Source organism: Methylobacterium sp. E-025, assembly GCF_022829705.1.
GTDB lineage: Bacteria > Pseudomonadota > Alphaproteobacteria > Rhizobiales > Beijerinckiaceae > Methylobacterium.
Window position 1 is genome coordinate 1 of sequence record NZ_JAKSYR010000110.1, and the last position, 26988, is coordinate 26988.

The 26988-nt window shown below is 72.3% G+C and carries 18 protein-coding genes; 8 read left to right on the plus strand and 10 right to left on the minus strand.

Translation table 11 applies throughout. From position 1 onward, the window contains the following. Together MKK64_RS15475 and MKK64_RS15480 are read left to right on the plus strand one after the other, a co-directional pair. Positions 1 to 154 (plus strand): transglutaminase-like cysteine peptidase (locus tag MKK64_RS15475; RefSeq protein ID WP_243932335.1); only part of this gene is annotated, 154 nt, incomplete at its 5' end. A gap of 109 nt (positions 155 to 263) precedes the next feature. Then, a complete protein-coding gene (locus tag MKK64_RS15480) occupies positions 264 to 593 on the plus strand; it encodes a hypothetical protein (RefSeq protein WP_243935786.1) in 330 nt (109 codons plus the stop codon). Between the two features lie 307 nt (positions 594 to 900). On the opposite strand, the gene MKK64_RS15485 is transcribed toward MKK64_RS15480, so the two are convergent. The 4 genes from MKK64_RS15485 to MKK64_RS15500 all read right to left on the minus strand — a co-directional run bounded on the left by MKK64_RS15485 (position 901) and on the right by MKK64_RS15500 (position 5705). Further along, positions 901 to 1443: a MucR family transcriptional regulator gene (locus MKK64_RS15485; protein ID WP_147860436.1), complete on the minus strand. Its 543-nt coding sequence runs from the start codon at positions 1441 to 1443 to the stop codon at positions 901 to 903. A gap of 739 nt (positions 1444 to 2182) precedes the next feature. Continuing rightward, positions 2183 to 3394 carry an ABC transporter permease gene (locus tag MKK64_RS15490; protein ID WP_243935788.1) on the minus strand — a complete coding sequence of 404 codons (1212 nt, stop codon included), beginning with the start codon at positions 3392 to 3394 and terminating at the stop codon, positions 2183 to 2185. Positions 3395 to 3671: 277 nt separating this feature from the next. Beyond that, positions 3672 to 4124 (minus strand): DUF4112 domain-containing protein, encoded by a 453-nt coding sequence (locus MKK64_RS15495; RefSeq protein ID WP_147729523.1) that lies wholly within the window; start codon positions 4122 to 4124, stop codon positions 3672 to 3674. 426 nt (positions 4125 to 4550) lie between these two features. After that, entirely contained in the window at positions 4551 to 5705 is a 1155-nt protein-coding gene (locus MKK64_RS15500; RefSeq protein ID WP_243935790.1) for an aminotransferase, read from the minus strand. Between the two features lie 304 nt (positions 5706 to 6009). On the opposite strand from MKK64_RS15500, the gene MKK64_RS15505 reads away from it, so the two are divergent. The 5 genes from MKK64_RS15505 to MKK64_RS15525 all read left to right on the plus strand — a co-directional run bounded on the left by MKK64_RS15505 (position 6010) and on the right by MKK64_RS15525 (position 16291). Further along, complete coding sequence (locus tag MKK64_RS15505) at positions 6010 to 6150, plus strand: hypothetical protein (protein ID WP_243935791.1); 141 nt, start codon at positions 6010 to 6012, stop codon at positions 6148 to 6150. A gap of 277 nt (positions 6151 to 6427) precedes the next feature. Further along, a complete protein-coding gene (locus tag MKK64_RS15510) occupies positions 6428 to 7762 on the plus strand; it encodes an MdtA/MuxA family multidrug efflux RND transporter periplasmic adaptor subunit (RefSeq protein WP_243935792.1) in 1335 nt (444 codons plus the stop codon). Positions 7763 to 8003: 241 nt separating this feature from the next. Beyond that, positions 8004 to 11150, plus strand: coding sequence for an MdtB/MuxB family multidrug efflux RND transporter permease subunit (locus MKK64_RS15515; RefSeq protein WP_243935793.1), 3147 nt, complete (start codon positions 8004 to 8006; stop codon positions 11148 to 11150). A 253-nt stretch (positions 11151 to 11403) separates the two neighbouring features. Beyond that, positions 11404 to 14715: an efflux RND transporter permease subunit gene (locus MKK64_RS15520; RefSeq protein ID WP_147842999.1), complete on the plus strand. Its 3312-nt coding sequence runs from the start codon at positions 11404 to 11406 to the stop codon at positions 14713 to 14715. A 91-nt stretch (positions 14716 to 14806) separates the two neighbouring features. After that, positions 14807 to 16291: an efflux transporter outer membrane subunit gene (locus MKK64_RS15525; RefSeq protein ID WP_147863002.1), complete on the plus strand. Its 1485-nt coding sequence runs from the start codon at positions 14807 to 14809 to the stop codon at positions 16289 to 16291. A gap of 28 nt (positions 16292 to 16319) precedes the next feature. Here the strand turns inward: MKK64_RS15525 and MKK64_RS15530 are convergent, their stop codons facing one another. From MKK64_RS15530 to MKK64_RS15550, 5 genes are all read right to left on the minus strand, one after another. Then, positions 16320 to 17990 (minus strand): methyl-accepting chemotaxis protein, encoded by a 1671-nt coding sequence (locus MKK64_RS15530; protein WP_243935794.1) that lies wholly within the window; start codon positions 17988 to 17990, stop codon positions 16320 to 16322. Between the two features lie 201 nt (positions 17991 to 18191). Beyond that, complete coding sequence (murJ, locus tag MKK64_RS15535) at positions 18192 to 19721, minus strand: murein biosynthesis integral membrane protein MurJ (RefSeq protein WP_243935795.1); 1530 nt, start codon at positions 19719 to 19721, stop codon at positions 18192 to 18194. 110 nt (positions 19722 to 19831) lie between these two features. Next, the gene (locus MKK64_RS15540) at positions 19832 to 22120 is read right to left on the minus strand and encodes a xanthine dehydrogenase family protein molybdopterin-binding subunit (RefSeq protein ID WP_243935796.1); all 2289 of its coding nucleotides are present in this window, start codon (positions 22118 to 22120) and stop codon (positions 19832 to 19834) included. A 100-nt stretch (positions 22121 to 22220) separates the two neighbouring features. Beyond that, positions 22221 to 23054, minus strand: coding sequence for an SDR family NAD(P)-dependent oxidoreductase (locus MKK64_RS15545; protein ID WP_243935797.1), 834 nt, complete (start codon positions 23052 to 23054; stop codon positions 22221 to 22223). 250 nt (positions 23055 to 23304) lie between these two features. Continuing rightward, positions 23305 to 24837 (minus strand): NAD(P)/FAD-dependent oxidoreductase, encoded by a 1533-nt coding sequence (locus MKK64_RS15550; RefSeq protein WP_279593212.1) that lies wholly within the window; start codon positions 24835 to 24837, stop codon positions 23305 to 23307. 213 nt (positions 24838 to 25050) lie between these two features. Here MKK64_RS15550 and MKK64_RS15555 point away from each other — a divergent pair, with 213 nt between their 5' ends. Continuing rightward, the gene (locus MKK64_RS15555) at positions 25051 to 25746 is read left to right on the plus strand and encodes a TetR/AcrR family transcriptional regulator (protein ID WP_243935799.1); all 696 of its coding nucleotides are present in this window, start codon (positions 25051 to 25053) and stop codon (positions 25744 to 25746) included. Between the two features lie 12 nt (positions 25747 to 25758). Here MKK64_RS15555 and MKK64_RS15560 read toward each other — a convergent pair whose 3' ends face one another. Then, on the minus strand, positions 25759 to 26544 hold the full coding sequence (locus tag MKK64_RS15560) for an SDR family NAD(P)-dependent oxidoreductase (RefSeq protein ID WP_187274982.1): 786 nt from the start codon (positions 26542 to 26544) through the stop codon (positions 25759 to 25761). Positions 26545 to 26988 lie beyond the last annotated feature (444 nt).

A 26988-nucleotide genomic window follows, 5' to 3' on the forward strand; every position in this document is an offset into this window, starting at 1 on the left:
CGACCGCGGCGACCTGGTGCTCGACAACAAGACCAGCCAGATCCTGCCCTGGCACCGCACCGGCTACACCTTCATCAAGCGCGAGAGCCAGGACGCCGTCGCCTGGGTCTCCCTCGGCGGCGTCACCTCCCCGGTCACCACCGCCAACCGCTGAGATCGGCGGCGACGTCCCGAAACGGGATGGCCTCTCAGTCGGGGCGTTGACGAAACCTTCACCGCGTCGGCGCGACGCTCCGGGATCGGAGCCGCCCACCCCGACGCCCATGATGTTCCGTTCCATCGCGAAATCGTTGCTCGCCGCGGGCCTGCTCGTCGCGCTCGCCGCCGTGCTGCCGGCGCGGGCCGGCGAGGCCGGGACGCGCTACGCCTCCTGGCACGGCTGCCTCGACCGGCATTTCGGTCTGCGCGCCGCGATCGGAAGCCGGCTCCTGGCGGCCGACGCGGCGATCGGCGCCTGCCGCGCGCCCGAGCGGGCCTACCTCGCCGCCCTCGCCGCCTCGCCGCTGCTCGATGCCGACGATGCCGAGCAGGCCCGCGCCGCCCTGGTCGCGCGGGCGCGGGCCCGGCTGCTCGGGCAGCGCGCCGCGCTCTGACGCCGCCGATCCTTCGAGAGAACGGTCTTCGCAAACGACACCGCACGCCGCGCCGGATCGCGGCGCGCGTGCGGTGTCGGTTCGCTCGCCACGCCGCACCTTTCCCGCTCACGCGTCCGGCGAATGCCGGCGCGAGCGGCGTGGGCCGGTCGTCGGGCGCCGCAGGGGAGCGGAGGCAGAGGGAGCGGAGGGAGGCGCGATCCGCCCGTCCGGCACGACCTGCCCGACGGCACGCAGGTCTCCGGCGAGACCGGGTCTGCCGATGGGGCTCGGATCGTGCCGGAGCGGGCGCGAGGCCGCCTCGGCCTCAGGCGGCGTCGGCCTTGCGGGACTGGCTGCCCTTCACGGCGGAGGTCGCAGCCTTGCGGCCGCGGCGGGCGGGCGCGGGCGCCGCCTCCTCGACCTCCTCGGGGGCCTCGGCGGGGGTCGAGCGGCCGGGCTGGCCGAGGCCGAGGCTCTTGGCGAGCGCCGAGCGCTGGGCCGAATAGTTCGCCGAGGTGGTGGGATAGTCGGCCGGCAGACCGTAGCGGTCGCGGTAGCTGTGCGGGTCGAGGCCGTGCTTGGTCAGGTGGCGCTTCAGCGTCTTGTAGGACTTGCCGTCGATGAAGCTGACCAGCCCGTCGGGGCGGATCGACTTGCGGATCTGCGCGGGGCTGGGCTTCTCGACCGTCTCGGCCGCGACGGGGGTCGTTCCGGAGCCGACGTTGTTCAGCGCCTCGTGAATGCTGGCGATGAGCGTCGGCAGTTCCGTGATCGGCACGGAGTTGTTCGACACGTAGGCCGCGACGACGTCGACGGTCCGCTCGATATACTCGTTGCTGGTCTGTGCCGACGGTGTAGTTTCAGACATACGTCCGTTCCTTGCCTGTTCCTTGATGGGTCCCCACCCGCAGGAATTATGATGTTTGGCAGAGAAAGCAAGGATGTCGGAGCGGTTATCGGTGCTCAACACACGAACAAGTGTGGATCTTGCCTGCCGTGCTTCGGCGCTATCCGTGCAACCGACCCGGCATCCGCAGCAATGCAGTGCTCAGCGCCGCGCGAAATCTCTGCAACTGCGGAGGGCGGGATTCCGCTGTTGCCCGAACCCGTTACAGCGCCCGCGCGCGGGCGGGGCGGGCGGGCCAAATGCTGGACGGATGCGTCTTGCGCGACCGCCGGCCCGGGTGACGGCTTTATGTCCAAACCGGAGGTCTGCGCAATGGTGGATAAAAGTGTCGCACCAAGATCAATGGCCTGGGATATTTTGAATTCACGCGTACCGGTATAGACATACTAAGTATCGCGATGATGTTCTCGCGGCCGGGCGTGGGAACGGATGCCTCGGGCCGGAGGATCCCGCCGCGCCGACGGTGCTCGAACCTCAGGCGTCAAGCATCCGAGGGCCGGCCCGGTCCTCGCGCGAGGCATTCGCGGCGCGCGGCCGGCGGGCGCATCTCCGGGACACAGTCGCTTCGCGCGACGCCGGTGCCGACGGACAGTCTTGCGGTGCGGACAGGCGCGCTCGGCGGCAGGGTTCGCTCGGCGGCAGGGTTCGCTCGGCGGAAGGTCTTGCTCGGCGGCAGGGTTCGCTCAGCGGAAGGTCTTGCTCAGCGGAAGGTCTTGCGCGGATCGAACGCGTCGCGCACCGCCTCGCCGGCGAAGACCAGCAGGCTCAGCATCACGGCGATCACCAGGAAGCCGGACAGGCCGAGCCAGGGCGCGGTGAGGTTGTCCTTGCCCTGGGCCAGCAGCTCGCCGAGCGAGGGCGAGCCGGGCGGCAGGCCGAAGCCGAGGAAGTCGAGCGAGGTCAGGGTGGTGATCGAGCCGTTGAGGATGAACGGCAGGAAGGTCAGCGTCGCCACCATGGCGTTGGGCAGCAGGTGCACCGTCATGATGCGGACGTTCGACAGGCCGAGCGCGCGGGCCGCCCGCACGTACTCGAAGTTGCGGGCGCGCAGGAACTCGGCGCGCACCACGCTGACCAGCGCCACCCACGAGAACAGCAGCATGATCCCGAGCAGCACGAAGAAGCCCGGCGCGATGAAGGCCGAGATGATGATGATCAGGTAGAGGGTCGGGATGCCGCCCCAGACCTCGATGAAGCGCTGGAACGACAGGTCGACCCAGCCGCCGAAATAGCCCTGCACCGCGCCGGCGACCACGCCGATCAGCGAGGAGACGGCGGCCAGGATCAGCCCGAACAGCACCGAGATGCGGAAGCCGTAGATCACGCGGGCGAGCACGTCGCGCGTGGTGTTGTCGGTGCCGAGCCAGTGCCAGGGAATGCTGGCGCAGCCCTTCCCCGGCACCGTCTCGGCGGCGTGGCACTGCGCGTCGGTGAGCATCCAGGTCGGCGGCGAGGGCGAGGGCGTCGGCAGCCCGTCGTTGATGGTGTCGTAGGAGAACGGGATCGGCGGCCAGATCGCCCAGCCGTTCTCGGCGATCTCCCTGGCGATCTCGGGGGTGCGGTAGTCGGTCCGCGCCAGGAAGCCGCCGAACTTCTCCTCCGGGTAGTCGATCAGCACCGGGAACAGCCACTCGCCCTTGTAGGAGGCGACGATCGGCCGGTCGTTGGCCAGGATCTCGGCGAACAGGCTGACGACGAACAGCGCCAGGAAGATCAGGAACGAGACGTAGCCGAGCCGGTTGCGACGGAAGTTCTCGAGCCGGCGCCGGTTGAGCGGCGACAGCCCGCCGCGGCGGGGCGCGAGCGGCCGCGCCTCGGGCAGGCCCTCGCTCGGCCGCAGCACGATCGGCTGCGCCCCGGGCATCGGCGCGGGCACGGCGTCGCCCTCAGGGGGCCGGGCGATCTCGTTCATCGCGGGCTGCTCCGCAAGTGGGGCGCGAAGTGGGTCGTAGGGTGCGCGCGATTTCCCTCCCCCCGACGGATCTCGGGCTTGCCCGAGATCCGCATCCCGTGTGCCCCAGTCGGGCAGGCCCGACTGGGGTGCGGGGCAGGGGACCCTGCGCAGCAGGGGGGGAAAGGGGAGCGCCGCATCCGGAGAGGTCGCTCCCCTCTCCCGACCCGCGCTGACGCGAGGCCCGCCCTCCCCCGCAGAGGGGGGAGGGGACGGGAACCGCGTGCCCTGGGAACCCTCAGCCGTCGATCCGCACGGCGGTGCCGTCGATCTCGTTGGGGCGCAGCCCGCCGCTGCGTTCCATCCAGCGGCGCAGCAGGCGGACGTTGCGGCGGTTGGCCTTGAAGGCGGCGTCGAACAGGTCGCCGGCCAGGGGCACGATGCCGATCGCGCCGTCGAAGGCGACGTTCAAGGCCATCCGCGCGATCAGCCAGCGCGGCGCCCCGAGGCGGCGCGCCTCCGCGACGATGTAGGACGAGATCACCATGCCGGCGATGTCGCCGACGATCGGCACGAGGCCGATCACCGCCTCGAGCCCGACCCGCCGGTTGAGGCCGGGGATCAGGAAGGCGGAATCGAGCAGGTGCGCCAGCGCCTCGAGCCGGGCGAGCGTCGCCTCCCGGCTCTGGTCGCCGATGCGCAGCGTCGTGCCCGCGCGCCAGCTTTGGGAGAAGGTCTGCGAGGGATCCATCGGCGGAAACCGGTGAGCGAGGGTGGCCATGGCCCGGGATGTGGCGCCGCGGGGCTGCCCCGGCAAGGCGGGGGGCGTCGTCGGCGCTCGGCGGACGGACGCATGGCCCCTGGAGTGATGGCCCTTGGAGCAATGGCCCCTGGAGCAAGGCCCCCGGCCACAGGAGCTCCCGCCGCATCGGAACGCGCGCCCGGTACCCGCGCATCCCCTCGCCCCGCCTGTGGGGAGAGGGCCGCGACGACCCCGTCGTCGTCGCGGCGAGGCGGCAGCCGACGGTGAGGGGGCTTCGACCGGCGAGCCTCCCACGGCACCGCCCCCTCACCGCCGCTTCGCCTGCGCTTCCCGGCCGCACGACGGGGTGCGAACGGGCCTCTCCCCGCGTGCGGGGAGAGGGGATGGGCGTTTCATCCCAAAGCCGAAACCCGCTCACGATGCCGCCCGCCGCACGCCCGAGAGCCGGTCCAGCGCCGCATCCAGCGTCGCGTCGGCCTTGGCGAAGCAGAGCCGCACGAGCGTGCGCACGGCCCGGTCCGGGTAGAACGCGCTCACGGGAATCGCCGCGACGCGATGCTCGCGCACCAGCGCCTCGCAGAAGGCGACGTCGTCGGCGTGGCCGAGATCGGCGATGTCGAGGTTGAGGAACCACGTCGCCTGCGCCGGCAGCACCGTGAAGCCGAGATCGGCGAGGCCGCCGGCGAGCCGGTCGCGCGAGCGGGCGTAGCCGGCGCGCATCCCGGTGAAGTAGGCATCGTCCTTCGCCAGCCCGTAGGCCACCGCCTCCTGCAGGTTCGGCGGCGTGGTGAAGGTGAGGAACTGGTGCGCCTTGGCGAGCGTCCGCATCAGCGCCGCGTCGGCCATCACGAACCCGACCTTCCAGCCGGTGAGCGAGAAGATCTTGCCGGCCGAGCCGATCTTCACCGTGCGCGCCCGCATGCCGGGCAGGCTCATCAGCGGGACGTGGCGGGCGCCGTCGAACACCACGTGCTCCCAGACCTCGTCGCACAGCGCGATCGCGTCGTGGCGGCGGCAGAACGCGGCCAGCCGCGCGAGGTCGTCGGCGCCGAGCCGGGTCGCGCTCGGGTTCAGCGGGTCGTTCAGCAGCACCACCTTGGTGCGCGGCGAGAAGGCGGCGGCGAGCGCGGCCTCGTCGAGGCCGAAGGCGGGCGGCGTCAGGGTCACGATCCGCGGCACGCCGCCGGCGCGCAGCACCAGCGGCAGGTAGGCGTCGTACATCGGCGCGAACAGCACGACCTCGTCGCCCGGCTCGATCAGCGCCAGCAGCGCGCCGGCGAGCGCCTCCATCGCGCCCGAGGTCACCATCACCTCGGTCTCGGGATCGAGGGCGAGCCCCTGGTGCCGGGCGTAATGCGCCGCCACCGCCGCGCGCAGGGACGGCAGCCCCATCATCGGCGGGTACTGGTTCGAGCCCTCGACGAGCGCCCGCGCGCCGCGCTCGCGCATGTCGGCGGGGCCCGGGTCGTCGGGGAACCCCTGCCCGAGATTGATCGCCCCGTGCTCGCGGGCGAGCCGCGACATCGTCTCGAACACCGTGGTCGGGAGGCCGGAAAGGACCGGGTTCATGCGAAGCGGGGGGCGGACATCGGCGGGGTGATACCATGGCGCCGATCCCGCGCGAAACGTGCGGGAGCGCACGCCACCAGCGATTGCTGCCAGGCCTCACGGCTGACGAATGTTGACATTCATCAGCCGTGAGATAGCTTTCGGGAACACGGCCGGTGCGGCGCCGGTGGGCGCGGAACTCCGCCCCCTCGTTCCGTTCCTGACCTGGCGCCGGACCGGTCGTCGCGAGGCCCGCCAATTCGTTGGCGGGCCTTTTCGCGTTATGGCCTCGTCCGCCTGCCGTCACGGATCGCCGGAGCCCGCCATGTCCCCCCGCCGCGCCCTCGCGCTCGCCTTCGCCGTCGGCGCCCTCGGCCTCGGACTGCGGCGCGCGGTCCCGGTGGCGCCGGTCGACGAATCCTACCGCGACGTGGTGCGGTACTACCGCGCGCTGGAGCGGCCCTGACGGGCCAGCAACAGCACCGAAACATCGGTGCCGTACTGACGACGCATTGGCGGGCGATGGCTGCGGCGCAGGGATGCCGAGCGGGCGCACCCGGACCCGAGCCGCGCCCGGCGCGGGTGCCGCAGGGCACGGTCCGTTCGGATGCCGTACAGGCGGCCGGGGCCAGGGTGTCGGATTCGCTCCCCGGGCCGACGAACGGTCGGCCCGCGGACGAAAACAGCGAGAGGATAGGGCGCGACACGGGCGCGGCGGCGTCCGGAACGTGGTCTAATCAGTCATGAACGAGAGCTCACCCATCCGCACGGACACGGCGCGCGCGTTCCAGCCGGACCCGGTCGCGTCGCCCGGCAAGACGCGCCGGTTCCGCCCCTTCCGCTGGATGCTGCTGCTCCTGGCGCTGCTGGCGGCCGGCGCGGTGGCCCACCGCTGGTACGACGGGCGCACGCAGGTCGCGGGCGGCCCCGGTGAGACCCAGGGCAAGGGCGGCCGCGGCCGCGGCAAGCGCGGCGGCATGGACGTGCCGCAGGCGGTCGGCATCGCGCAGATCGTCACCGGCGACATCCCGGTGGTGCTCCAGGGGCTCGGCACCGTCACGCCGCTGGCCACCGTCACCGTGAAATCGCAGATCAGCGGCTACCTCACCGACATCGGGTTCCGCGAGGGCCAGACCGTGAAGAAGGGCGACTACCTCGCCCAGATCGACGCGCGGCCCTACGAGGCGCTGCTCGCCCAGTACCAGGGCCAGCTCGCCCGCGACCAGGCGCTGCTGCAGAACTCGAAGCTGGACCTGGCCCGCTTCCAGCGCCTCGCCCAGCAGGATTCGATCTCGAAGCAGAACGTCGACACCCAGGGCGCGCTGGTGAAGCAGAACGAGGGCACGGTCGCCTCCGACCAGGCCCTCGTCGACCAGCAGCGGCTGAACATCGCCTACGCGCGCATCATCTCGCCGGTGGAGGGCCGGGTCGGCCTGCGCCAGGTCGACCAGGGCAACTACATCACCGCGGCCTCGACCAACATCGTCGTCGTCACCCAGCTCCATCCGATCTCGGTGGTGTTCACCCTGCCCGAGGACGACGTCTCCCGGGTGATGCGCCGGGTGCGCGCCGGCGCCAAGCTCGCGGTCCGCGCCTACGACCGGGGCGACGCCCACGAGATCGCCACCGGCACCCTCGACACGGTCGACAACCAGATCGACGTCACCACCGGCACGGTGAAGCTGCGCGCCCTGTTCGACAACAAGGACGAGGAGCTGTTCCCGAATCAGTTCGTCAACGCCAAGCTCACCGTCGACACGGTGGCGAACGCGGCGCTGGTCCCCAACGGCGCGATCCTGCAGGGCACGCCCGGCACCTACGTCTACCTGATGGACGGCGACGCGAAGGTCTCGGTCCGCCCGATCAAGACCGGCGAGACCGACGGCACGCGGACGGTGGTGCTCTCCGGCCTCCAGGCCGGCGACCGCGTCGTCACCGACGGCACCGACCGCCTGCGCGACGGCGCCCCGGTGCGGATCACGGAGGGCGTCGACGGCCAGAAGGTCACCCCCGCCGCCGACGCCGGCGGCGCCCAAGAGGCCGGACAGAAGCGCGGCCGCCGGCGGCAGCAGCCGTGAGCGCGGGTTTCCAGGATACGCGCCTCCCTCCCCCCTCTGCGGGGGAGGGTACCCTGCGCAGCAGGGGGGGAGAGGGGAGCGCCGTATCCGAACGAAGGACCGGCCTCGAAGCCGATGCGCACGACGGCTTCGCCTCACTCGGCATCGTCGCTCCCCTCTCCCGACCCCTGCCGACGCAGGAGCCACCCTCCCCCGCGGAGGGGGGAGGGAAGGGCCGGCGTGAGCTCGGGGGGCCCCCGGCATGAACCCGTCCCGCCTCTTCATCCTGCGCCCGGTCGCGACCACGCTCCTGATGCTGGCGATCCTGATCGTCGGCGGGGTGTCGTACCTGAACCTGCCGGTCTCGGCGCTGCCCTCGGTCGACTACCCGACGATCCAGGTGCAGACGTTCTATCCCGGCGCCAGCCCGGAGGTGATGACCTCGGCCGTGACCGCGCCGCTGGAGCGGCAGTTCGGGCAGCTCGCCAACCTCAACCAGATGACCTCGCAATCCTCGGCCGGCGCTTCGGTCGTGACCTTGCAGTTCAACCTCGACCTGCCGCTCGACATCGCCGAGCAGCAGGTCCAGGCGGCGATCAACGCCGCCGGCAACCTGCTGCCGTCCGACCTGCCGGCGCCGCCGATCTACGCCAAGGTCAACCCGGCCGACGCGCCGGTGATCACGCTCGCGCTCACCTCCAAGACCCTGCCGCTGACGCAGGTGCGGGATCTCGCCGAGACGCGGCTCGCCCAGAAGATCTCCCAGGTGGCCGGCGTCGGCCTCGTCAGCATCTCCGGCGGCCAGCGGCCGGCGGTGCGGGTGCGGTTCAACGCCCGGGCGCTCGCCGCCTACGGGCTGAACATCGACGACCTGCGCACCACGATCACCAACCTCAACGTCAACACGCCGAAGGGCACCATCGACGGCCCGAAGCAGAGCTACGCGATCAACGCCAACGACCAGATCCAGGACCCGAAGGCCTACGACGACGCGATCATCGCCTACAAGAACGGCGCCCCGGTGAAGATGTCGGACGTGGCCGACGTGGTGCAGGGGCCGGAGAACACCAAGCTCGGCGCCTGGGCCGACGAGACGCCGGCGATCATCCTCAACATCCAGCGCCAGCCCGGCGCCAACGTCATCGCCACCGTCGACAAGATCAAGGCGCTGCTGCCGCAGCTCCAGGGCACGCTGCCGGGCGCGATCCAGGTGAGCCTGCTCACCGACCGCACGGTGACGATCCGCGCCTCGGTCGAGGACGTGCAGTTCGAGCTCGGGCTCGCCATCGCGCTCGTCGTGCTGGTGATCTTCCTGTTCCTGCGCAGCGTCTCCGCCACGCTGATCCCGAGCCTGTCGGTGCCGCTGTCGCTGATCGGCGCGCTCTCGGTGATGGACCTCTACGGCTTCTCCCTCGACAACCTGTCGCTGATGGCGCTGACCATCGCCACCGGCTTCGTCGTCGACGACGCGATCGTGGTGATCGAGAACATCGCCCGCCACGTCGAGGACGGCGATTCCCCGCTCGAGGCCGCGCTCAAGGGCAGCCGCGAGATCGGCTTCACCATCATCTCGCTCACCGTCTCGCTGATCGCGGTGCTGATCCCGCTGCTGTTCATGGGCGACGTGGTCGGGCGCCTGTTCCACGAGTTCGCGATCACGCTGGCGGCCACGATCATCATCTCGGCGGTGGTCTCGCTGACGCTGGTGCCGATGCTGTGCGCGCGCCTGCTCAAGCACGTGCCCCAATCTCCCGCGTCCCTTGCCGAGACCCGCCGCCGCGAGGGCGTGCTCGGGCGGATGGGCCGGCGCGCCACCGAGGGCACCATCGCGGCCTACGGCCGGGCGCTGCGGGTGGTGCTCGACCACCAGGGCCTGACGCTGCTGGTCACGCTCGCCACCATCGCGCTCACCGCGACCCTGTTCGTGACGATCCCGAAGGGGTTCTTCCCGGTGCAGGACACCGGCGTGATCCAGGGGATCACGCAGGGCGACCAGACCCTGTCCTACGCCGCGATGGCCGAGCGCCAGCAGCGCATCGCCGCGATCATCCTCAAGGACCCGGACGTCGCCAACCTGTCCTCGTTCATCGGCGTCGACGGCCAGAACGTGACGCTGAACTCGGGCAGGTTCCTGATCAACCTGAAGCCCCAGGCCGAGCGGGCCGAGCGGGCCGGCGCCATCATCCGCCGCATCCAGGCGGCCACCGCCGACGTCGCGGGCCTGCGCCTCTACATGCAGCCGGTGCAGGACCTGACGATCGACACCGCGGTGTCGGCGACGCAGTACCAGGTGATCCTGGAGACGCCGAACCTCGAGGATTTCGAGACCTGGGTGCCGCGCTTCACCGACGCGCTGTCGCGGTCGCCGGTGGTGGCCGACGTCGCCAGCGACCACCAGGGCCAGGGCCTGGCCGCCTACGTCACGATCGACCGGCCGACGGCCGGGCGCTACGGCATCACGCCGGCGACGATCGACAACGCGCTCTACGACGCGTTCGGCCAGCGCATCATCTCGACGATCTTCACCCAGTCGAACCAGTACCGGGTGATCCTCGAGGCCGACCCCGACCTGCACAGGACCATCGCCAGCCTCGACGCGATCTACCTGCCCTCCTCCACCGCATCGAGCGGGCAGGTGCCGCTCTCGGCGGTGGCGCGGATCGACGAGCGCCGGGCGCCGCTGCTGATCTCGCATCTCGGCCAGTTCCCGGCCACCACCGTGTCGTTCAACCTCGCGCCGGGCGCCGCGCTCGGCCAGGCGGTGGACGCGGTGGAGGAGGCGCGGAAAAGCATCGACCTGCCGCCGAGCTTCCGCGTGGTGCCGCAGGGGTCGGTCTTCGCCTTCCAGTCGGCGCTCTCGAACGAGCTGTTCCTGGTGCTGGCGGCGATCGTCACCGTCTACATCGTTCTGGGCGTCCTCTACGAGAGCTTCATCCACCCGATCACCATCCTGTCGACGCTCCCGTCCGCGGGAATCGGCGCGCTGCTCGGATTGATGCTGTTCGGGCTCTCGCTCGACATCATCGCGATCATCGGCATCGTGCTGCTGATCGGCATCGTGAAGAAGAACGCGATCATGATGATCGACTTCGCGCTCCAGGCCGAGCGCGAGGACGGGATGTCCCCGCGCGACGCGATCTACGAGGCCTGCCTGCTGCGCTTCCGCCCGATCCTGATGACGACCCTGGCCGCGTTGTTCGCCGCGGTCCCGCTGATCGTCGGCACCGGCGTCGGCTCGGAGCTGCGCCAGCCGCTCGGCATCGTCATCGCCGGCGGCCTCATCGTCTCCCAGGTGCTGACGCTGTTCACGACCCCGGTGATCTACCTGTTCTTCGACCGCCTCGAGCGCCGCATCACCGGCCGCCGCGAACCCGAGCCGGACCTGCCTGCAGGCGAGGCGCTGCCGTGAGGAAGATCGCGACAGCGCCTCGCATCCCCTCGCCCCGCCTGCGGGCACAGGGCCGCGACGACCTCGTCGTCGTCGCGGCGAGGCGGCAGCCGAGGGTGAGGGGGCTTCGACGGCGGAGCCTCGTCCGTTCGCGTCCCCTCACCCTCGCTGCGGCTTCGCCTGCGCTTCCCGGCAGCACGACGGGGTGCAGCCGGGCCTCTCCCCGCGTGCGGGGAGAGGGGACCCGCGCCGTGACGCCTATGGGCTTTCGCCCATGAACATCTCCGAGCCCTTCATCCGGCGCCCGGTGGCGACGACGCTGCTGACCGTCGGCGTGCTGCTCGCCGGCCTCTTCGCGTTCCTGAAGCTGCCGGTGGCGCCGCTGCCGCAGGTGGATTTTCCGGTCATCCTGGTCCAGGCGCAGATGCCGGGGGCCAGCCCCGAGACCATGGCGGTGACGGTGGCGGCGCCGCTGGAGCGGCGGCTCGGCAGCATCGCCGACGTCAACGAGATGTCCTCGACGAGCTCCACCGGCACCGTGCGGATCGTGCTGCTGTTCGGCCTCAGCCGCGACATCGACGGGGCCGCGCGCGACGTGCAGGCGGCGATCAACGCCGCGCGGGCCGACCTGCCCACCGCGCTGCGCCAGAACCCGACCTACCGCAAGTTCAACCCGGCCGACTCGCCGATCGTCATCCTCGGCATGACCTCGGACACCCTGACCCCCGGCCAGCTCTACGATGCCGGCGCCACGGTGGTGCAGCAGAAGCTGTCGCAGCTGCCCGGCGTCGGCAACGTCGACATCGGCGGCTCGTCGCTGCCGGCGGTGCGCGTCGAGCTCGATCCGACCGCCCTGTTCCACTACGGCATCGGCCTGGAGGGCATCCGCGCGGGGCTGGCGTCGGCCAACGCCAACTCGCCCAAGGGCGCGATCGAGGCGGGCGACCGGCGCTTCCAGCTCTACGCCAACGACCAGGGCCGCAAGGCGGAGGATTACCGCGACCTCGTCGTCGCCTACCGCAACGGCGCGGCGGTGAAGCTCACCGACGTCGGCGAGGTGATCGACTCGGTCGAGGACCGGCGCAACCTCGGCGTGGTCAACGGCAAGCAGGGCGTGCTGCTGTTCGTCTACAAGCAGCCGGGCTCGAACGTCGTCGACACGATCAACGGGGTGAAGGCGGCGCTGCCGCAGATCGTCTCGGCGCTGCCCGGCGGCATCGACGTGAAGCTCACCGGCGACCGCAGCGCGACGATCCGGGCGTCGCTGGCCGCCACCGAGGAGACGCTGCTGATCGCGGTGGGCCTCGTCATCCTCGTGGTGTTCGCGTTCCTGCGCTCGGGGCGCGCCACGCTGATCCCGGCGGTGGCGGTGCCGATCTCGATCGTCGGCACCTTCTCGGTGATGTACCTGCTCGGCTACTCGCTCAACATCCTGTCGCTGATGGCGCTGATCATCGGCACCGGCTTCGTCGTGGACGACGCCATCGTCGTGCTCGAGAACGTCCAGCGCCACATTGAGATGGGCAAGTCCCGCATCGAGGCGGCCCTGGTCGGCGCCCGCGAGGTCGGCTTCACCGTGATCTCGATGAGCCTGTCGCTGATCGCGGTGTTCCTGCCGATCCTGCTGATGGGCGGCCTGATCGGGCGGATCTTCCAGGAATTCGCCGTGACCCTGTCGCTGGCGATCCTGATCTCGCTCGTGCTCTCGCTCACCACCACGCCGATGATGTGCGCGCGCTTCCTGCGCCCCGAGGCGCACGGCGCGGGCAGGCGCCCCAACATCCTGATCCGCGGGCTGGAGGGCGCCTTCACCGGCACGCTGAACGCCTACGAGCGCACCCTGCGCGTCGCGCTCGGGCACCCGCGCCTCGTGCTGCTGGTGCTCGCCGCGACGGTCGGGCTCAACGTCTACCTCTACGTCATCGTGCCGAAGGGCTTCTTCCCCGAGCAGGACACCGGCCAGATGATGGGCGGCATCCAGGCCGACCAGCGCATCTCGTTCCAGTCGATGGAGAAGAAGCTCAAGGAGGCCGCCGCGATCGTGCAGGCCGACCCGGCGGTGGACAGCGTCGTCGGCTTCACCGGCGGGCGCGGCACCAACTCGGCCAACGTCTTCGTCGGGCTCAAGCCGGTGGGCGAGCGCGCCTCGATCGGCGAGGTGTCGAACCGGCTGCGGCCCAAGCTCTCGCAGGTGGCCGGCGCCCGGCTCTACGTCTTCCCGCGCCAGGACCTGCAGATGGGCGGGCGCCAGAGCTTCGCCCAGTACCAGTACACCCTGCAGGGCGACACCGCGGCCGAGCTCTACGCGGCGGCGCCGAAGCTGGTGCAGGCGCTGCAGAAGGACCCGACCTTCGCCGACGTCACCTCCGACCAGCAGGAGGGCGGGCTGGAGAGCCGGCTGGTGATCGATCGCGCCACCGCCTTCCGCTACGGCATCACGCCCGACAAGATCGACAACACCCTCTACGACGCCTTCGGCCAGCGCCAGGTCTCGACGATCTACAACCCGCTCAACCAGTACCACGTCGTGATGGAGATCGCGCCGCGCTACCTGGAGAACCCCGAGACCCTCAAGCAGCTCTACGTCTCGACCTCCGGCGGCAAGGCGCGCGGCTCGGCCACCACCAACGCGGTCGCCGGCACGGTGGCGGCGGCGCCCGCCGGCGCCGTCCCCTCGACCACCGCCGCGGCCGACGCCAGCACCAACGCCGCCGCGGTCGCGTCGGATTCGGCCCGGAACGCGGCCGCCAACGCCATCGCCGCCTCGAAGGGCAGCGCCTCCTCGAGCGCGCCGGTCTCGTCCGCGGTCGAGACCATGGTGCCGCTCTCGGCCTTCACCCGGGTCGAGACCGGCAACGCCCCGGTGCAGGTGAGCCACCAGGGCCTGTTCGTGGCGACCACGATCTCTTTCAACCTCAGCCCCGGCAAGAGCCTGTCGGACGCCACCGTCGCGATCGACAAGGCGATGGCGGAGCTGCGCCTGCCGGCCACCATCCACGGCGAGTATGCGGGCGCGGCCAAGAACTACGTCGCCTCGGCCTCGCGCCAGCCGCTGCTGATCCTGGCCGCGATCCTGGCCGTCTACGCCATCCTCGGGATCCTGTACGAGAGCTTCGTGCACCCGGTCACGATCCTCTCGACGCTGCCGTCGGCGGGCATCGGCGCGCTGCTGGCGCTGCTGGTGACCGGCACCGAGTTCACGATCGTCGCGCTGATCGCGGTGTTCCTGCTGATCGGCATCGTCAAGAAGAACGCCATCATGATGATCGACTTCGCCCTCGACGCGGAGCGGACGCGCGGCGCCAGCCCCCGCGACGCGATCTTCGAGGCCTGCCTCTTGCGCTTCCGGCCGATCATGATGACAACGCTGGCGGCGCTGCTCGGCGCGGCGCCGCTGATCTTCGGCGGCGGCGAGGGCTCCGAGCTCCGCCGCCCGCTCGGCATCGCCATCGCCGGCGGCCTGATCGTGAGCCAGATCCTGACCCTGTACACCACCCCCGTCGTCTACCTCTGCCTCGACCGCCTCCGGCACCGGGTGAACGCCCGCCGCCGCGGCGGCGCAGCGGCCCTGCCGGCGGGGGAATGATGCGGTTTCGATCGATGCAGGACGGGGTCGGCGCACCCCCCTCTCCCCGCGCGCGGGGAGAGGGGATGCGCACCCAGCTTGGCGCCATGTCCTGAGAACGGGCGGTCTCGTCGCCCTCACCACCGCCCTGTCGGCCTGCGTCGTCGGCCCAGACTACGCGCGCCCGTCCGTCGAGACGCCGCTGGCGTTCAAGCAGGGCGGCGCCCGCGAGGATTCGGTCGCCTTCGTCGCGTCGCGGAAGAACTGGCGCCCCGGCCTCCCCAACGACGCGGCCGAGCGCGGCGACTGGTGGCGGGTGTTCAAGGACCCGGCGCTCGACCGGCTGATCCGCCTCGTCGACGTCGACAACCAGAGCCTGCGCCAATCCGTGGCGAACTACCGGCAGGCGCGGGCGATCGTCGAGTCGGCCCAGGCCGCGCTCTACCCGACGGTCATCGGCGCCCCGAGCATCACCCGCTCGCGCACGCTGGGCTCCGAGCGCACCTCCGTGTCGATCCAGGGGCAGGCGAGCTGGGAGCTCGACCTGTTCGGCCGCATCCGCCGGACCATCGAGACCGAGGCGGCCCTGGCCCAGGCCGACGCCGCGACGCTGGCGCTGACGCGCCTGACCATCCAGGCCGAGGTGGCCAACAACTACCTGTCGCTGCGCTACGCCGATTCGCTGGTGCGGGTGCTCAACGCCAACGTCGAGAACTTCAAGCGCACGGTGGCGATCACCGAGAACCAGTACAATGCCGGCGTCGCCGCGCGCTCGGACGTGATCACCGCGCAGACGCAGGTGCAGACCACCCAGGCCTCGGCGATCGCCGCGACCCTCACCCGCGCCCAGTTCGAGAACGCGATCGCCACGCTCGTCGGCCGCCCGCCCTCGGAGCTGTCGCTGCCGGTGGCGCCGCTGGCGCTGGTGCCGCCCGCGGTGCCGGTCGGCATCCCCGCCGCCCTGCTCGAGCGCCGCCCGGACGTGGCCCAGGCCGAGCGCACCGTCCAGGCGCAGAGCGAGCAGATCGGCGTCGCGGTGGCCGCGCTCTATCCGACCGTGACGCTCTCGGCCTCGGGCGGGATCTCGGGGCTCACCAGCAACGGCCTGCTCTCGGCGGCCAACCAGGTCTGGGCGGTGTCGGCGGCCGGCAGCGAGGTGCTGTTCGACGGCGGCGCGCGCTCGGCCGCGATCACCGCCGCGCGGGCGGCCTACGACGCGGCGGTGGCGAACTACCGCCAGACCGTGCTCGCCGCCTTCGCCGACGTGGAGAACGGCCTCGTCGGCGTGCGCATCCTCGCCCGCCAGCAGGTGGCGCAGGACGAGGCCGTGACGCTGGCCCGCCGCGCCGTCGAGATCACCCTGAACGAGTACCGCGCCGGCACCCAGAACTTCACCACCGTCGTCACCGCCCAGGCGCTGCAGCTCAACAACGAGGTCGCGGCGCTGCAGGTGCGGCTCGCCCGCTTCACCACCGCCGTCGGCCTGATCCGGGCGCTCGGCGGCGGCTGGGACGCGCGCGCGCTGCCGAGCGATGCCGAGCTGAAGGGCCCGCGCCTGCCGATCGACCTGTCGCCGGCGGTGCACCCGGACGAGTAGCCGGCCCGTCGCGCAAGGCCTGACGCCGTCAGGCGGCGCGCACCGTGGCGAGGAAGCGGTCGACCTCCGCGCCCAGGTGCCCGGATTGGCGCGACAGCGCACCGGCCGAGGTCAGGACCTGGGCGGCGGCGGCGCCGGTCTCCTCGGCCGCGCTCGCCACGCCGGCGATGGTGCTCGTCACCGCGCCGGTCCCCGTCGCCGCCTGGCCGACGTTGCGCACGATCTCCCGGGTCGCCGCGCCCTGCTCCTCCACCGCCGCCGCGATCGTCGTCGCCATCGCGTCGATGTCGCGGATGCGGCGGGTGATCGCGGCGATCGCCTCCACCGCCTGGCCGGTCGCGCCCTGGATCTGCGTGACCTGGCCCGCGATCTCCTCCGTCGCCCGGCCGGTCTGGGCGGCGAGCGCCTTGACCTCGGAGGCCACCACCGCGAAGCCGCGGCCGGCCTCGCCGGCGCGCGCCGCCTCGATGGTGGCGTTGAGCGCGAGCAGGTTGGTCTGGCCGGCGATGTCGGCGATCAGGCCGACGACGTCGCCGATCCGCCCGGCCGCCCGGCTGAGGGCGTCGACGAGCCGGACGGTGTCGTCCGCCTGCGCCACGGCGGCCTGGGCGAGGTCGGCCGAGCCGCTGACCTGGCGCCCGATCTCGGCCACCGACGCGCCGAGCTCCTCGGCGGCCGCCGCGACGGTGTTGACGTTCGAGGCCGCCTCCTCGGCCGCCGCCGCCACGGTGGCGGATCGGTCGGCGGTCTCCGTCGCGGTCGCCGTCATCGTCCGGGCGGTGGCCTGCAGCTCGGTCGCGGAGGCGGCGAGCGTGCCGACGATCCCGCCGACCGCTTGCTCGAAGCCGTCGGCCACGGCGCGCATCGCGGCGGCGCGCTGCACCGCGGCGCCGGCCCGCGCCGCCTCGCTCTCCGCTTCGAGGGTGCGGGCGTGGATCAGGTTGTCCTTGAACACCTGGATCGCGGCGGCGATCGCGCCGACCTCGTCGCGGCGCCCCCGGCCGGGCACCGCCACGGTGGCGTCGCCCCCGGCGATCCGCCCCATCGCGGCGATGATGCGGTCGAGCGGCCGGGCGATGCCGCGCATCACGAAGGCGATGCCGCAGAGCGCGCAGAGCAGGGCGCCGGCGCAGACCGCCACCGTGAGCCGCAGGGCGGAGTCGTAGCTGAGGGCGGCGTCGGCGGAGGCGGCGTCGCCGCCCCGGTCGTTCAGGGCGGAATCCGCGTCGAGCACCTTCAAGGCCGCGTCCAACGGCATCCGCGAGCGGTCGAAGGCGGCGACCATGCGTGCCCTGTCGCCGTCCCGCGCGGCGGCGACGAGCTGGCTGCGCAGGTCGAGATAGGCGGCCCACTGCCCCTTGAAGCCGTCCCACAGGGCGGCCTCCTCCGGGCTCGAGATCAGCGGCTCGTAGGACGTCACGGCCTTCGCGATCGCCGCGAGGCGGGTGGCGCCGACCGCGTCGAGCTCCGCCGGCGGCTCGGCCGCCAGGACGTAGCGCGCGTCGACGAGGCGGAGGCGGGCGGTGGCGTATTTCAATTCGCCGATCCAGCGCACGCTCGGCAGCCAGTTCGTCGCGATCTCGGTCGCGCTGGCGTTGACGGCGCGCAGCTTGGAGGCGGCGAACAGGCCCTGCCCGGCGATGCTGACGGTGAGGATGCCGATGACGCCGATCAGCGCGGCCTTGATGGTCAACCGCATGATGGGACGGTCCTCGGATTGTGCGACTCAGGTCATCCTAATGCGAAGGACTTAAATGACGCTGAATTCGAGCACGCGCAGGTGTTTGTCCTCGCTTCCTGGAAGATCTAAATCCAGGAGTGAAATAGAGGACGATAGCTCAACTGCTGGTGTGCAATCTTCCGGGCTGCAAGACTGCCGCGATCGCGACCGCCCCCCATCTCAGGCGCGTCGCAGGCGCAGCCCGAACAGGTGGAGCAGGCCCGCGAGCAGGGCGCCGTAGATTGCCGCGCCGGCGATCCCGAGGAGCGCCAGCACCGCGATCTCGCGGCCGCGCGGCAGGGCGGGCACGACGGATTCCGCCAGCGGCAGGCCGTAGACCGCCACCAGCGCCAGGCCGGCGCAGGCGAGCGCGACGCCGAGCACCGTGAGGCCGAGCGTGCGCCCCGGCGCGGTCCAGCCGCGGCGCCAGGCGAGGGCGACGAGCAGCGCGAGGTTGACCCACTGGCTGATCGCGGTGGCGAGCGCGAGCCCGGCGACGCCGTAGGGGCCGGTGAGCCAGAGCTTGAGCACGACGTTGACGGCGATGGCGGTGAGCGAGGCCCAGAGCGGCGTCCGCGTGTCCTGCCGGCTGTAGAAGCTCGCCACCGCCGAGCGCACCAGCACCACCGCCGGCAGCGCCAGCCCGTAGGCGGCCAGCACCGAGGCGGCCCGCGCGGCATCCTCGGCCGAGAAGGCGCCGCGCTGGAACAGGGCGGCCATGGTCAGGCCGGGCAGCGTCAGGAAGGCCACCGTGAACGGGGCCGAGAGCGCGAGCGAGAACCCGGCGGCGCGGTTCTGGGCGGCGTGCGCCCCGGCGACGTCGCCGGCCGCGATCCGCCGGCTCATCTCCGGCAGCAGCACCGTGCCGGCGGCGATGGCGATGACGCCGAAGGGCAGCTGGTAGAGCCGGTCGGCGTACCACAGGGCCGAGACCGCGCCGGTCGGCAGCCAGCTCGCGATGATGGTGTCGGCAAACGTCGCGATCTGGAACCCGGCCGCGCCGATCACCGCCGGCCCGAGCACGGTGAAGAACCGGCGCATCGCCGGATCGCGGACGGCCGGCGCGGTGAGCCGCGGCGCGACGCCGGCCCGCCGGCAGGCCCACCACAGCAGCCCGAACTGCAGCACGCCCGAGACCGCGACGCCCCAGGCGGCGGCGTGCGCCGCGTCGGGGAACAGGAAGGCCAGCGCGAACGCCGCCAGCATCGCGAGGTTCAGCAGCACCGGCGCGCCCGCCGCCACGGCGAAGCGGCGCTGCGCGTTGAGCACGCCGGAGAGCAGCGTCACCAGCGTCATGAACAGCAGGTAGGGGAAGGTGATGCGGGTGAGCGCCACCGCGAGGTCGAAGCGCTGCGGATCCTGCGAGAAGCCCGGCGCCAGCGCCCGCACCACCCACGGCATCAGCGGCAGCGCGAGCGCCAGCAGCGCGATCTGCACCGCCAGCATCAGCGTGAAGATCCGGTCGGCGAAGCGCTGCGCCGCGCCGTCCGCGCCGGCCTCCGACAGCCCGGCATAGGCCGGCACGAAGGCGGTGTTGAACGCGCCCTCGCCGAAGATCGCGCGGAAATGGTTCGGCAGGCGGAAGGCGACGACGAAGGCGTCGGCCATCGGCCCGGCCCCCATCACCGCCGCCATCACCACGTCGCGGCCGAAGCCCGTGACCCGCGACACCAGCGTCCAGCCCCCGACGGAGAGGATCGCGCGGATCACCGGTTCGTCCCGAATGCGAGTGCCGTCACGCCGCCCACCGTTGCTGAAGCCCGGCGGAGGCTTACGGTCGCGGCCGCCGGCAACGCAAGCGTGCGGCCGCTAGGGCCCCGTCACGCCAGGGTCTCGCCGCGGATCGGCAGGCGGCGGTGGCGCTGGCCGGTGGCGTGGTAGACCGCGTTGGCGATCGCCGCGTTGACGCCGATGATGCCGAGCTCGCCCAAGCCTTTCAGGCCGAGCGGGTTCACCTTCCGGTCCTCGTCGGGGACGAACAGGACCTCGATCTCGGGCGTGTCGGCCGCGGTGGGGACGAGGTATTCGGCGAGATCCGCGTTGCGGTAGTGGCCGCGGTCGAGCACGGTCTCCTCCAGCAGGGCCGAGCCGAGGCCCCAGATCATGCCGCCGGCGAGCTGGCTGCGGGCGGTCAGCGGGTTGAGGATGCGCCCGGCCGCGAACGCCCCGAGCAGGCGCGAAACCCGGATCTCCCCGGTCTCGGCGTGGACGCGGACCTCGGCGAACTGCGCGCCGAAGGCCCAGGACAGGTGCTCGCCGCCGCTGCTGAGGGTGATGTGGCCGGCCCGCAGCGCGTCGAGGCTCTTCGCGCCGCCGCCCTCGGGGACGAACTCGGCCAGGGTCTCGATCCCGGCGGGGTCGAGCCGGGCGACCGCCTCGTCGAGCGCCATGCCGCCGCCGTCGGCCCGCGCCAGCCGTCGGCCGACGAGGCGCAGGCGCGCGGGGTCGGCGCCGGCCAGCGGCGCGCCGGCGGCGGTGCAGGCGGCGGCCAGCCGCGCGCGCAGCTGCTCGCAGGCGAGCGCCAGGGTGCTGAGCAGGCTCGTCGTGGTCGAGGAGCCGCCCGAGATGCCGGCCGGGGGCAGCGCGGTGTCGCCGAGCCGCACCGTCACCGCCGCGATCGGCACGCCGAGCCCGTCGGCCGCGGCCATCGCCAGCAGGGTGGTGATGCCGTTGCCGATCTCGTGGTGCGCGGTCTCGACGGCGACGCGGCCGTCGGGTCGAAGCGCGACGCGCATCGTCGCGGGGGCGATCTTCACCGGCCGCACCGAGGTGGCGCAGCCGAGCCCGACCCGCCAGGCCCCGTCCCGCATCGCGCCGGGGCGGGGGATGCGGCGCGACCAGCCGAAGGCCTCGGCGCCGGCATCGAAGCAGGCCATCAGCGGGCGCGACGAGAACGGCTTGCCCGAGACCGGGTCGGTCACCGTGTCGTTGCGCCGGCGCAGCGCGATCGGGTCGAGGCCGAGCGCCCAGGCCATCTCGTCGACCGCGCTCTCGAGGGCGAACAGGTAGGGCACCTCGGGCGGCGCCCGCATCGGGCCGGGCGTGTTGCGGTCGACCCGCACGGCGCGCTCGTCGGTGCGGATGTCCGGGCAGGCGTAGAGGCTCGCGGTCACGTCGGTGCCCTCCATCGCGAAGGCGTCGAAGCGCGAGGTCGTCATCGCCGCCTCGTGCACCAGGGCGGTGAAGCGCCCGGTGCGGTCGGCGCCCAGGCGGAGGTCGTGGCGCGTCTCCGGGCGGTGGTTCGCGATGGTGAAGCCCTGCCGCCGCGTCGGCACCAGCGCGACCGGCCGGCCGAGGTCGCGGGCGGCGAGGGCGACCAGCGCCGTGTGCTGCGACAGCGCAAGCTTCGAGCCGAAATGGCCGCCGATCGGCCCCGACACGACGCGGATGTCGGCCGGGTCCATGCCGAGCTGCGCGGCGAGCCCGTGCTGGAGCGCGCCGACGTAGCGCGAGGGCTCGTGCACGGTGAGCCGGCCGCCGTCCCAGGCGCAGGCGGTGGTGAACAGCTCCATCGGGTTGTGGTGCTGCACCGGCGTCTCGTAGCGCGCCGCGATCCGCATATCGGCCCGGGCGAGCGCGGCGTCGGCATCGCCCCGGCGCGGATCCGCGTGCTCGGGCTTCAGGTCGGCCAGCCGCACGGTCTCGGCGCCGGCCTCGTCGAAGGTGGCCGCGAACGGCGCCTCCGCGTAGGCGACGCGGACGCGGGCGGCGGCCTCCTCGGCCGCGCCCTGCGTCTCGGCGACGACGAGGGCGACGATCTGGCCGGCATAGGCGACCTCGTCCGAGCCGAGCGGCAGGTGCGCGCTGTTGGCGTAGCCGCCGGCCATCAGGTGCTTCACCGGCGCGATCCGCCCGGCGAGGTCGCGATGGGTGAAGATCCGCAGGCAGCCCGGCGTCGCCGCGGCGGCGGCCAGGTCGAAGCCGCGGATGCGCCCGCGCACGATCGTGCTGGTGACGAGCGCGGCGTGGGCGCGCCCCGGCAGGGCGACGTCGGAAGAGTAGCGCGCCCGGCCCGTCACCTTGGCCGGGCCGTCGACCCGCACCTGCGGGCGCCCGAGCAGGCCTTCCTCGGCACCGGCCTGGGCCGGGTCGGCGATCGGGTGGTCCATCGGCGCGCTCCACTTCGCTTCGGTCCGGGACCGTTCGGGAAGAGGTGTGCCGCGCGCGCCGGCCGGCAAGGCTTTCGCCGTGGCCCGCGGCGATCCGCGCTCAGGTCGCGGCGCGGTCGCGCGGCAGCAGCTTCTGGATGACGTTCCAGTACGAGACCGGCACGAGGCGCTCGATCAGCGCGATCAGCTTGGCGTCCGAGCCAACGAGCACCCGGCCCTGCCGGCGCTCCACCGCCGCCAGGATGATCTCGGCCGCCCGCTCCGGGGCGAGCTTCAGCATCCTGTTGGCGGCGGCCCGGCCGCGGGCGGCCTCCTCGGCGGTCATGTGCGCGGGCAGGCGGGCGCTGTCGGCGACCGAGGTGGCGACGCCGCCCGGATGCACCACGGTGACGCCGATCGCGGTGCCGGCGAGCTCGTGCCGCAGCGCCTGCGAGAAGCCGCGCACCGCGAACTTGCTCGCGGAATAGGCGGTCTGGCCCGGCGGCGCGATCAGCCCGTAGAGGCTCGACAGGTTGACGATCCGCGCTTCGGGCTGCGCCCGCAGCAGCGGCAGGAAGGCGCGGGTCATCCGCACCACGCCCCAGAAGTTGATCTCGAACAGCCATTCGAAATCGGCCTCCGTCACGTCCTCGAAGGTGCCGCCGAGCGCCACGCCGGCATTGTTGATCAGCACGTCGAGGCCGCCATGGGCCGCCTCGACCGTGGCCGGCAGCGCGGCGATGGCGTCGCGGTCGGCGACGTCGAGGGGGTGGCGGCTGATGCGGAGCCGGTTCGTCGCGATCAGCCGCTCGGTCTCCTCCAGCCCGGCGACGTTGCGGTCGGCCAGCGCCAGGTTGCAGCCGCGCGCGGCCAGCCCCACCGCCAGCGCACGGCCGATGCCGCTCGCCGCGCCGGTGATCAGGGCCGTGCGGTTCTCGAGGTTCCAGTTCGGCATGGGGGCTCGCTGCATGTTTGGTGGATGAAACGCGCGGTCCACTTCCCCTCCCCCCTCTGCGGGGGAGGGTGGCCCGCGAAGCGGGTCGGGAGAGGGGAGCGCCGCATCCGGCACTGTCGCTCCCCTCTCCCGACCCTCGCTCACGCGAGGCCCACCCTCCCCCGCACCCAAATCGGGCCTGCCCGACTTGGGCACACAGGGTGCGGATCTCGGGCAAGCCCGAGATCCGTCGGGGGGAGGGAAGGGAGGCTCACGCCGCGCGCTTGGCCGTCTCGCGGCGCGAGAACCGCATCGTGCCGTCGTCGAGGCGGCCGAACTTCAGGGCGGCGGTGTCGAGGATGTAGTTCTGGTGCAGCTTCCACGGCTTGGTGTCGGCCTGCTTCGGCAGCAGGTGCGCGGCGCGGGTGACGTAGCCGGAGGTCAGCGGCAGGGTCGGCTCGGTGTTGAGCCGGCCGGTATCCGCCAGGGGCTCGCAGCGCGCGAAGCCGTTGGCGTCCATGTGGTTGATGAGCCGGCAAAGATAGCGCGCGGTCAGCTCGCTCTTCAGGGTCCACGAGGCGTTGGTGTAGCCGATCGTCACCGCGAAGTTCGGCACGCCCGACAGCATCATGCCCTTGTACAGGAACGTGTTCTCCGGCTCGACCGCACGGCCGTCGACGGAAAGCGTCATCCCGCCGATCATCTTCATCCGGAGGCCCGTGGCGGTGACGACGATGTCGGCCGGCAGCGTCTTGCCGGAGGCGAGCCGGACGCCGTCCTCGGTGAAGCTGGCGATCGTGTCGGTCTCGACCGAGGCGGCGCCGGAGCGGATCGCCTTGAACAGGTCGCCGTCCGGCACAAGGCAGAGGCGCTGGTCCCACGGCTTGTAGCTCGGGGTGAAGTGCTTGGCGACGTCGTAGTCGGGGCCGAGCTGCGCGCGCACGCCGTCGAGGATGCGCTTGGTCATCGCCGCCGGCTTCTTGCGCGCGAACTGGTAGAAGAAGATGCCGAGCGCGACGTTCTTCGCCCGCGTCAGCCGGTGGGCGAGGCCGGCCGGCAGCTTTTCGCGCAGCCAATGCGCGATCCTGTCCCGGCTCGGCAGGGCGACGATGTAGGTCGGCGAGCGCTGCAGCATCGTGACGTGCTGCGCGGTCTTGGCCATCGCCGGCACCAGCGTCACCGCGGTGGCGCCCGAGCCGATCACCACCACGCGCTTGCCGTCCCAGGACAGGTCCTCGGGCCAGGCCTGCGGGTGCACCACCGGCCCGGCGAAGCGCTCGCGCCCGGGAAAGTCCGGGCTGTAGCCGTGGTCGTAGGCGTAGTAGCCGCTGCACACCGACAGGACCGCGCAGGTGTAGCGCACCGGCTCGGCGGCTTCGCCGACCTCGGCGTCGAGGGTCCACAGGGCGGCGGCCGAATCCCAGGCCGCCCGCACCACCCGGGTGCCGAAGCGGATCTTTTGGTCGATGCCCTCGGCCTGCGCGGTCTCGCGGACGTAGCTCAGGATCGAGGCGCCGTCGGCGATCGCCCGGTCGCTGCGCCAGGGGCGGAAGCTGAAGCCGAAGGTGTAGAGGTCGGAATCCGAGCGCAGGCCGGGATAGCGGAACAGGTCCCAGGTGCCGCCGATCGCGTCGCGGCTTTCCAGGATGGCGTAGGTCTTCCGCGGGCACTCGGTCTGCAGGTAGTGCCCCATGACGATGCCGGAGAGCCCGGCGCCGACGACCAGCACGTCGAAATGCCGGGCGGCGTCCGCGGCGGAGGCGGGCGCCCGAAGCGGACTCGTGGGGGGCGAGGCGTCGTTCATGGCGTCGGGCTCCGGCGGTTTCGCGCGTCGCCCCGATTTAAGGTGGACACCTTATAGACGTCAACGGGCTACCACCGTAAAATGCATCTGGCGCGAAACGTGATGGTGCCGGGCGCGCCCCGCGCTCGGCGGATCGCAGGCCGGATCAGGGTGCGGGTGGATCGATGGGGCGGCCAAGTCGGACGGCGGGCCTGAGGCGATGAGGACGGGGCGATGAGGATGGGCCCTGCGGCGCGCGCGAAGGATCTGCCGAAGGGCGCTGCCGGGGCCGCGGGCAGGAGCGGCGCGACGCGCGTCGCGAAGCCCGGCACGCGCGACCGCGTGCTCGCGGCCTGCCGCGACCTGTTCAACGAGCGCGGTCCGGCCGCCGTCACCACCGCCGAGATCGCCGCCGCGGTCGGCATCAACGAGGGCAATCTCTACTATCACTTCCAGCGCAAGGAGCAGATCCTGGAGGCGCTGTTCTCGGCCTTCGAGCAACGGCTCGAGGCGGTGGCGACGGCCTACGCGACGCAGGCGGGCGAGGCGCGCTACGCCCCCTACCTCGCCGGCTGGTTCACGCTGATGTGGGAGTGGCGCTTCTTCTACCGCGACGGCGGCACGATCTTCCGGCTCGCGCCGGCCCTGCGGCCGCGGCTGAAGACGGTCAGCGATTCCGGCCAGGACCACGTCCGACAGGCGCTCGCCGGGATGAAGGCGGCGGGCCTGCTCAGGGCCGGCCCGGCGGAGACCGAGCACCTGATCGTCAACGCCTGGATCGTCTCGACCTACTGGATCGACTACCTGCGCTCGCGCCGCGGCCTCGGCGAGGTCCGGCGCGAGCACCTGGATTGGGGCGCGGCCCAGGTGGCGAGCCTGTTCCGGCCCTACCTGACCGAGGCCGGGCTCGCCGCCGCCGCGCTGGCCTGAGCCGCCGGCGGCTCAGGCCGCGCGGTAGCGCTCCGCCGCATGCGGCCGCCCGAGATTGGGCAGCATCGCCTGGCGCCCGGCCTCGTAGGCGCTCCACTGCCCGGCATCGGGCAGCGGCGGGATCGTCACGGTCTCGCGCCGGTCGAAGCCGACGAGGGCGGCGTCCACCAGCTCGCCGACCTCCATGACGTTGTCGAGGGTGTTCACGTCGGCGCCGGAGCGCTCCCAGATCTCGGTGCGGGTGGCGGCCGGCAGCACCGCCTGGACGTGCACCCCCTTGGGCCCGAGCTCGAGATGCAGCCCCTGGCTGAGATAGAGCACGAAGGCCTTGGTCGCCCCGTACACCGACATGCCGAGTTCCGGGGCGAGGCCGACGACCGAGCCGATGTTGATGATCGCGCCGGTGCCGGCCCGGACGAAGCGCGGCGCCGCGGCGTTGGCGAGCCGCGTCAGCGCGGTGACGTTGAGGGTGATGAGGGCGGCGAGCGGACCGGGATTCTGGTCGACGAAGGGCCCCAGCACCGCCGCGCCGGCATTGTTGACGAGCACGCCGATGCGCGCGTCCTCACGCAGGCGCGCCTCGACGCGGGCGAGGTCGGCCTCCACGGTGAGGTCGGCCTGGACCACGTCCACGGCGATTCCGGCCTCGCGCCGCAGCCGGTCGGCGAGGGCTTCGAGGCGCTGCCCGTCGCGGGCGACCAGCACGAGGTCGTGGCCGCGCCGCGCGAAGCGGTCGGCATAGGTGGCACCGATCCCGGACGAGGCGCCGGTGACGAGAACTGCGGGCTTGGTGGACATGGCCGATCTCTCCTGCTCGAACATGATGATCATCATGTATAAGCCGACATGATGACCATCATGGTCTGCGTCAAGCGCGGTGATCGGGGCCGGTGTGAGGTGGCGCACAGGGCGCGGTTTTCGCCGGATCGGATGCGAGCCGGCGGCTCAGCAAGCCGACGTCATGCGCCGCGACCGAAGCGGAAGCGCCTCTCCCTCCCCCCCCGACGGATCTCGGGCCTGCCCGAGATCCGCACCGTGTGTGCCCAAATCGGGCGGGCCCGACTTGGGTGCGGGGGGAGGGAAGCCACCCCTGACAGGCGTCGTCCCGCCCCGAGGCGTCCAGCACCGGCCGTTTTCGTCGCGTTCGATCGCACGGCCGGTGCAGGTCGACCAACGGGTCGCGTCCAAGCTTGGCGACGGCGGCGTCCATCCGCCTACGACGCACATTGTCCCGCCGGTCGG

Excerpts from the sequence above, each read along its gene's own strand:
- MKK64_RS15530 (WP_243935794.1), bottom strand. The coding sequence starts at position 17,990 with ATGCGGTTGACCATCAAGGCCGCGCTGATCGGCGTCATCGGCATCCTC.
- MKK64_RS15540 (WP_243935796.1), bottom strand. The coding sequence starts at position 22,120 with ATGGACCACCCGATCGCCGACCCGGCCCAGGCCGGTGCCGAGGAAGGC.
- MKK64_RS15520 (WP_147842999.1), top strand. The coding sequence starts at position 11,404 with ATGAACATCTCCGAGCCCTTCATCCGGCGCCCGGTGGCGACGACGCTG.
- MKK64_RS15495 (WP_147729523.1), bottom strand. The coding sequence starts at position 4,124 with ATGGATCCCTCGCAGACCTTCTCCCAAAGCTGGCGCGCGGGCACGACG.
- MKK64_RS15485 (WP_147860436.1), bottom strand. The coding sequence starts at position 1,443 with ATGTCTGAAACTACACCGTCGGCACAGACCAGCAACGAGTATATCGAG.
- MKK64_RS15515 (WP_243935793.1), top strand. The coding sequence starts at position 8,004 with ATGAACCCGTCCCGCCTCTTCATCCTGCGCCCGGTCGCGACCACGCTC.
- MKK64_RS15500 (WP_243935790.1), bottom strand. The coding sequence starts at position 5,705 with ATGAACCCGGTCCTTTCCGGCCTCCCGACCACGGTGTTCGAGACGATG.
- MKK64_RS15510 (WP_243935792.1), top strand. The coding sequence starts at position 6,428 with ATGAACGAGAGCTCACCCATCCGCACGGACACGGCGCGCGCGTTCCAG.
- MKK64_RS15560 (WP_187274982.1), bottom strand. The coding sequence starts at position 26,544 with ATGTCCACCAAGCCCGCAGTTCTCGTCACCGGCGCCTCGTCCGGGATC.
- MKK64_RS15555 (WP_243935799.1), top strand. The coding sequence starts at position 25,051 with ATGAGGATGGGCCCTGCGGCGCGCGCGAAGGATCTGCCGAAGGGCGCT.
- MKK64_RS15505 (WP_243935791.1), top strand. The coding sequence starts at position 6,010 with ATGTCCCCCCGCCGCGCCCTCGCGCTCGCCTTCGCCGTCGGCGCCCTC.
- MKK64_RS15480 (WP_243935786.1), top strand. The coding sequence starts at position 264 with ATGATGTTCCGTTCCATCGCGAAATCGTTGCTCGCCGCGGGCCTGCTC.
- MKK64_RS15550 (WP_279593212.1), bottom strand. The coding sequence starts at position 24,837 with ATGAACGACGCCTCGCCCCCCACGAGTCCGCTTCGGGCGCCCGCCTCC.
- MKK64_RS15490 (WP_243935788.1), bottom strand. The coding sequence starts at position 3,394 with ATGAACGAGATCGCCCGGCCCCCTGAGGGCGACGCCGTGCCCGCGCCG.
- MKK64_RS15545 (WP_243935797.1), bottom strand. The coding sequence starts at position 23,054 with ATGCCGAACTGGAACCTCGAGAACCGCACGGCCCTGATCACCGGCGCG.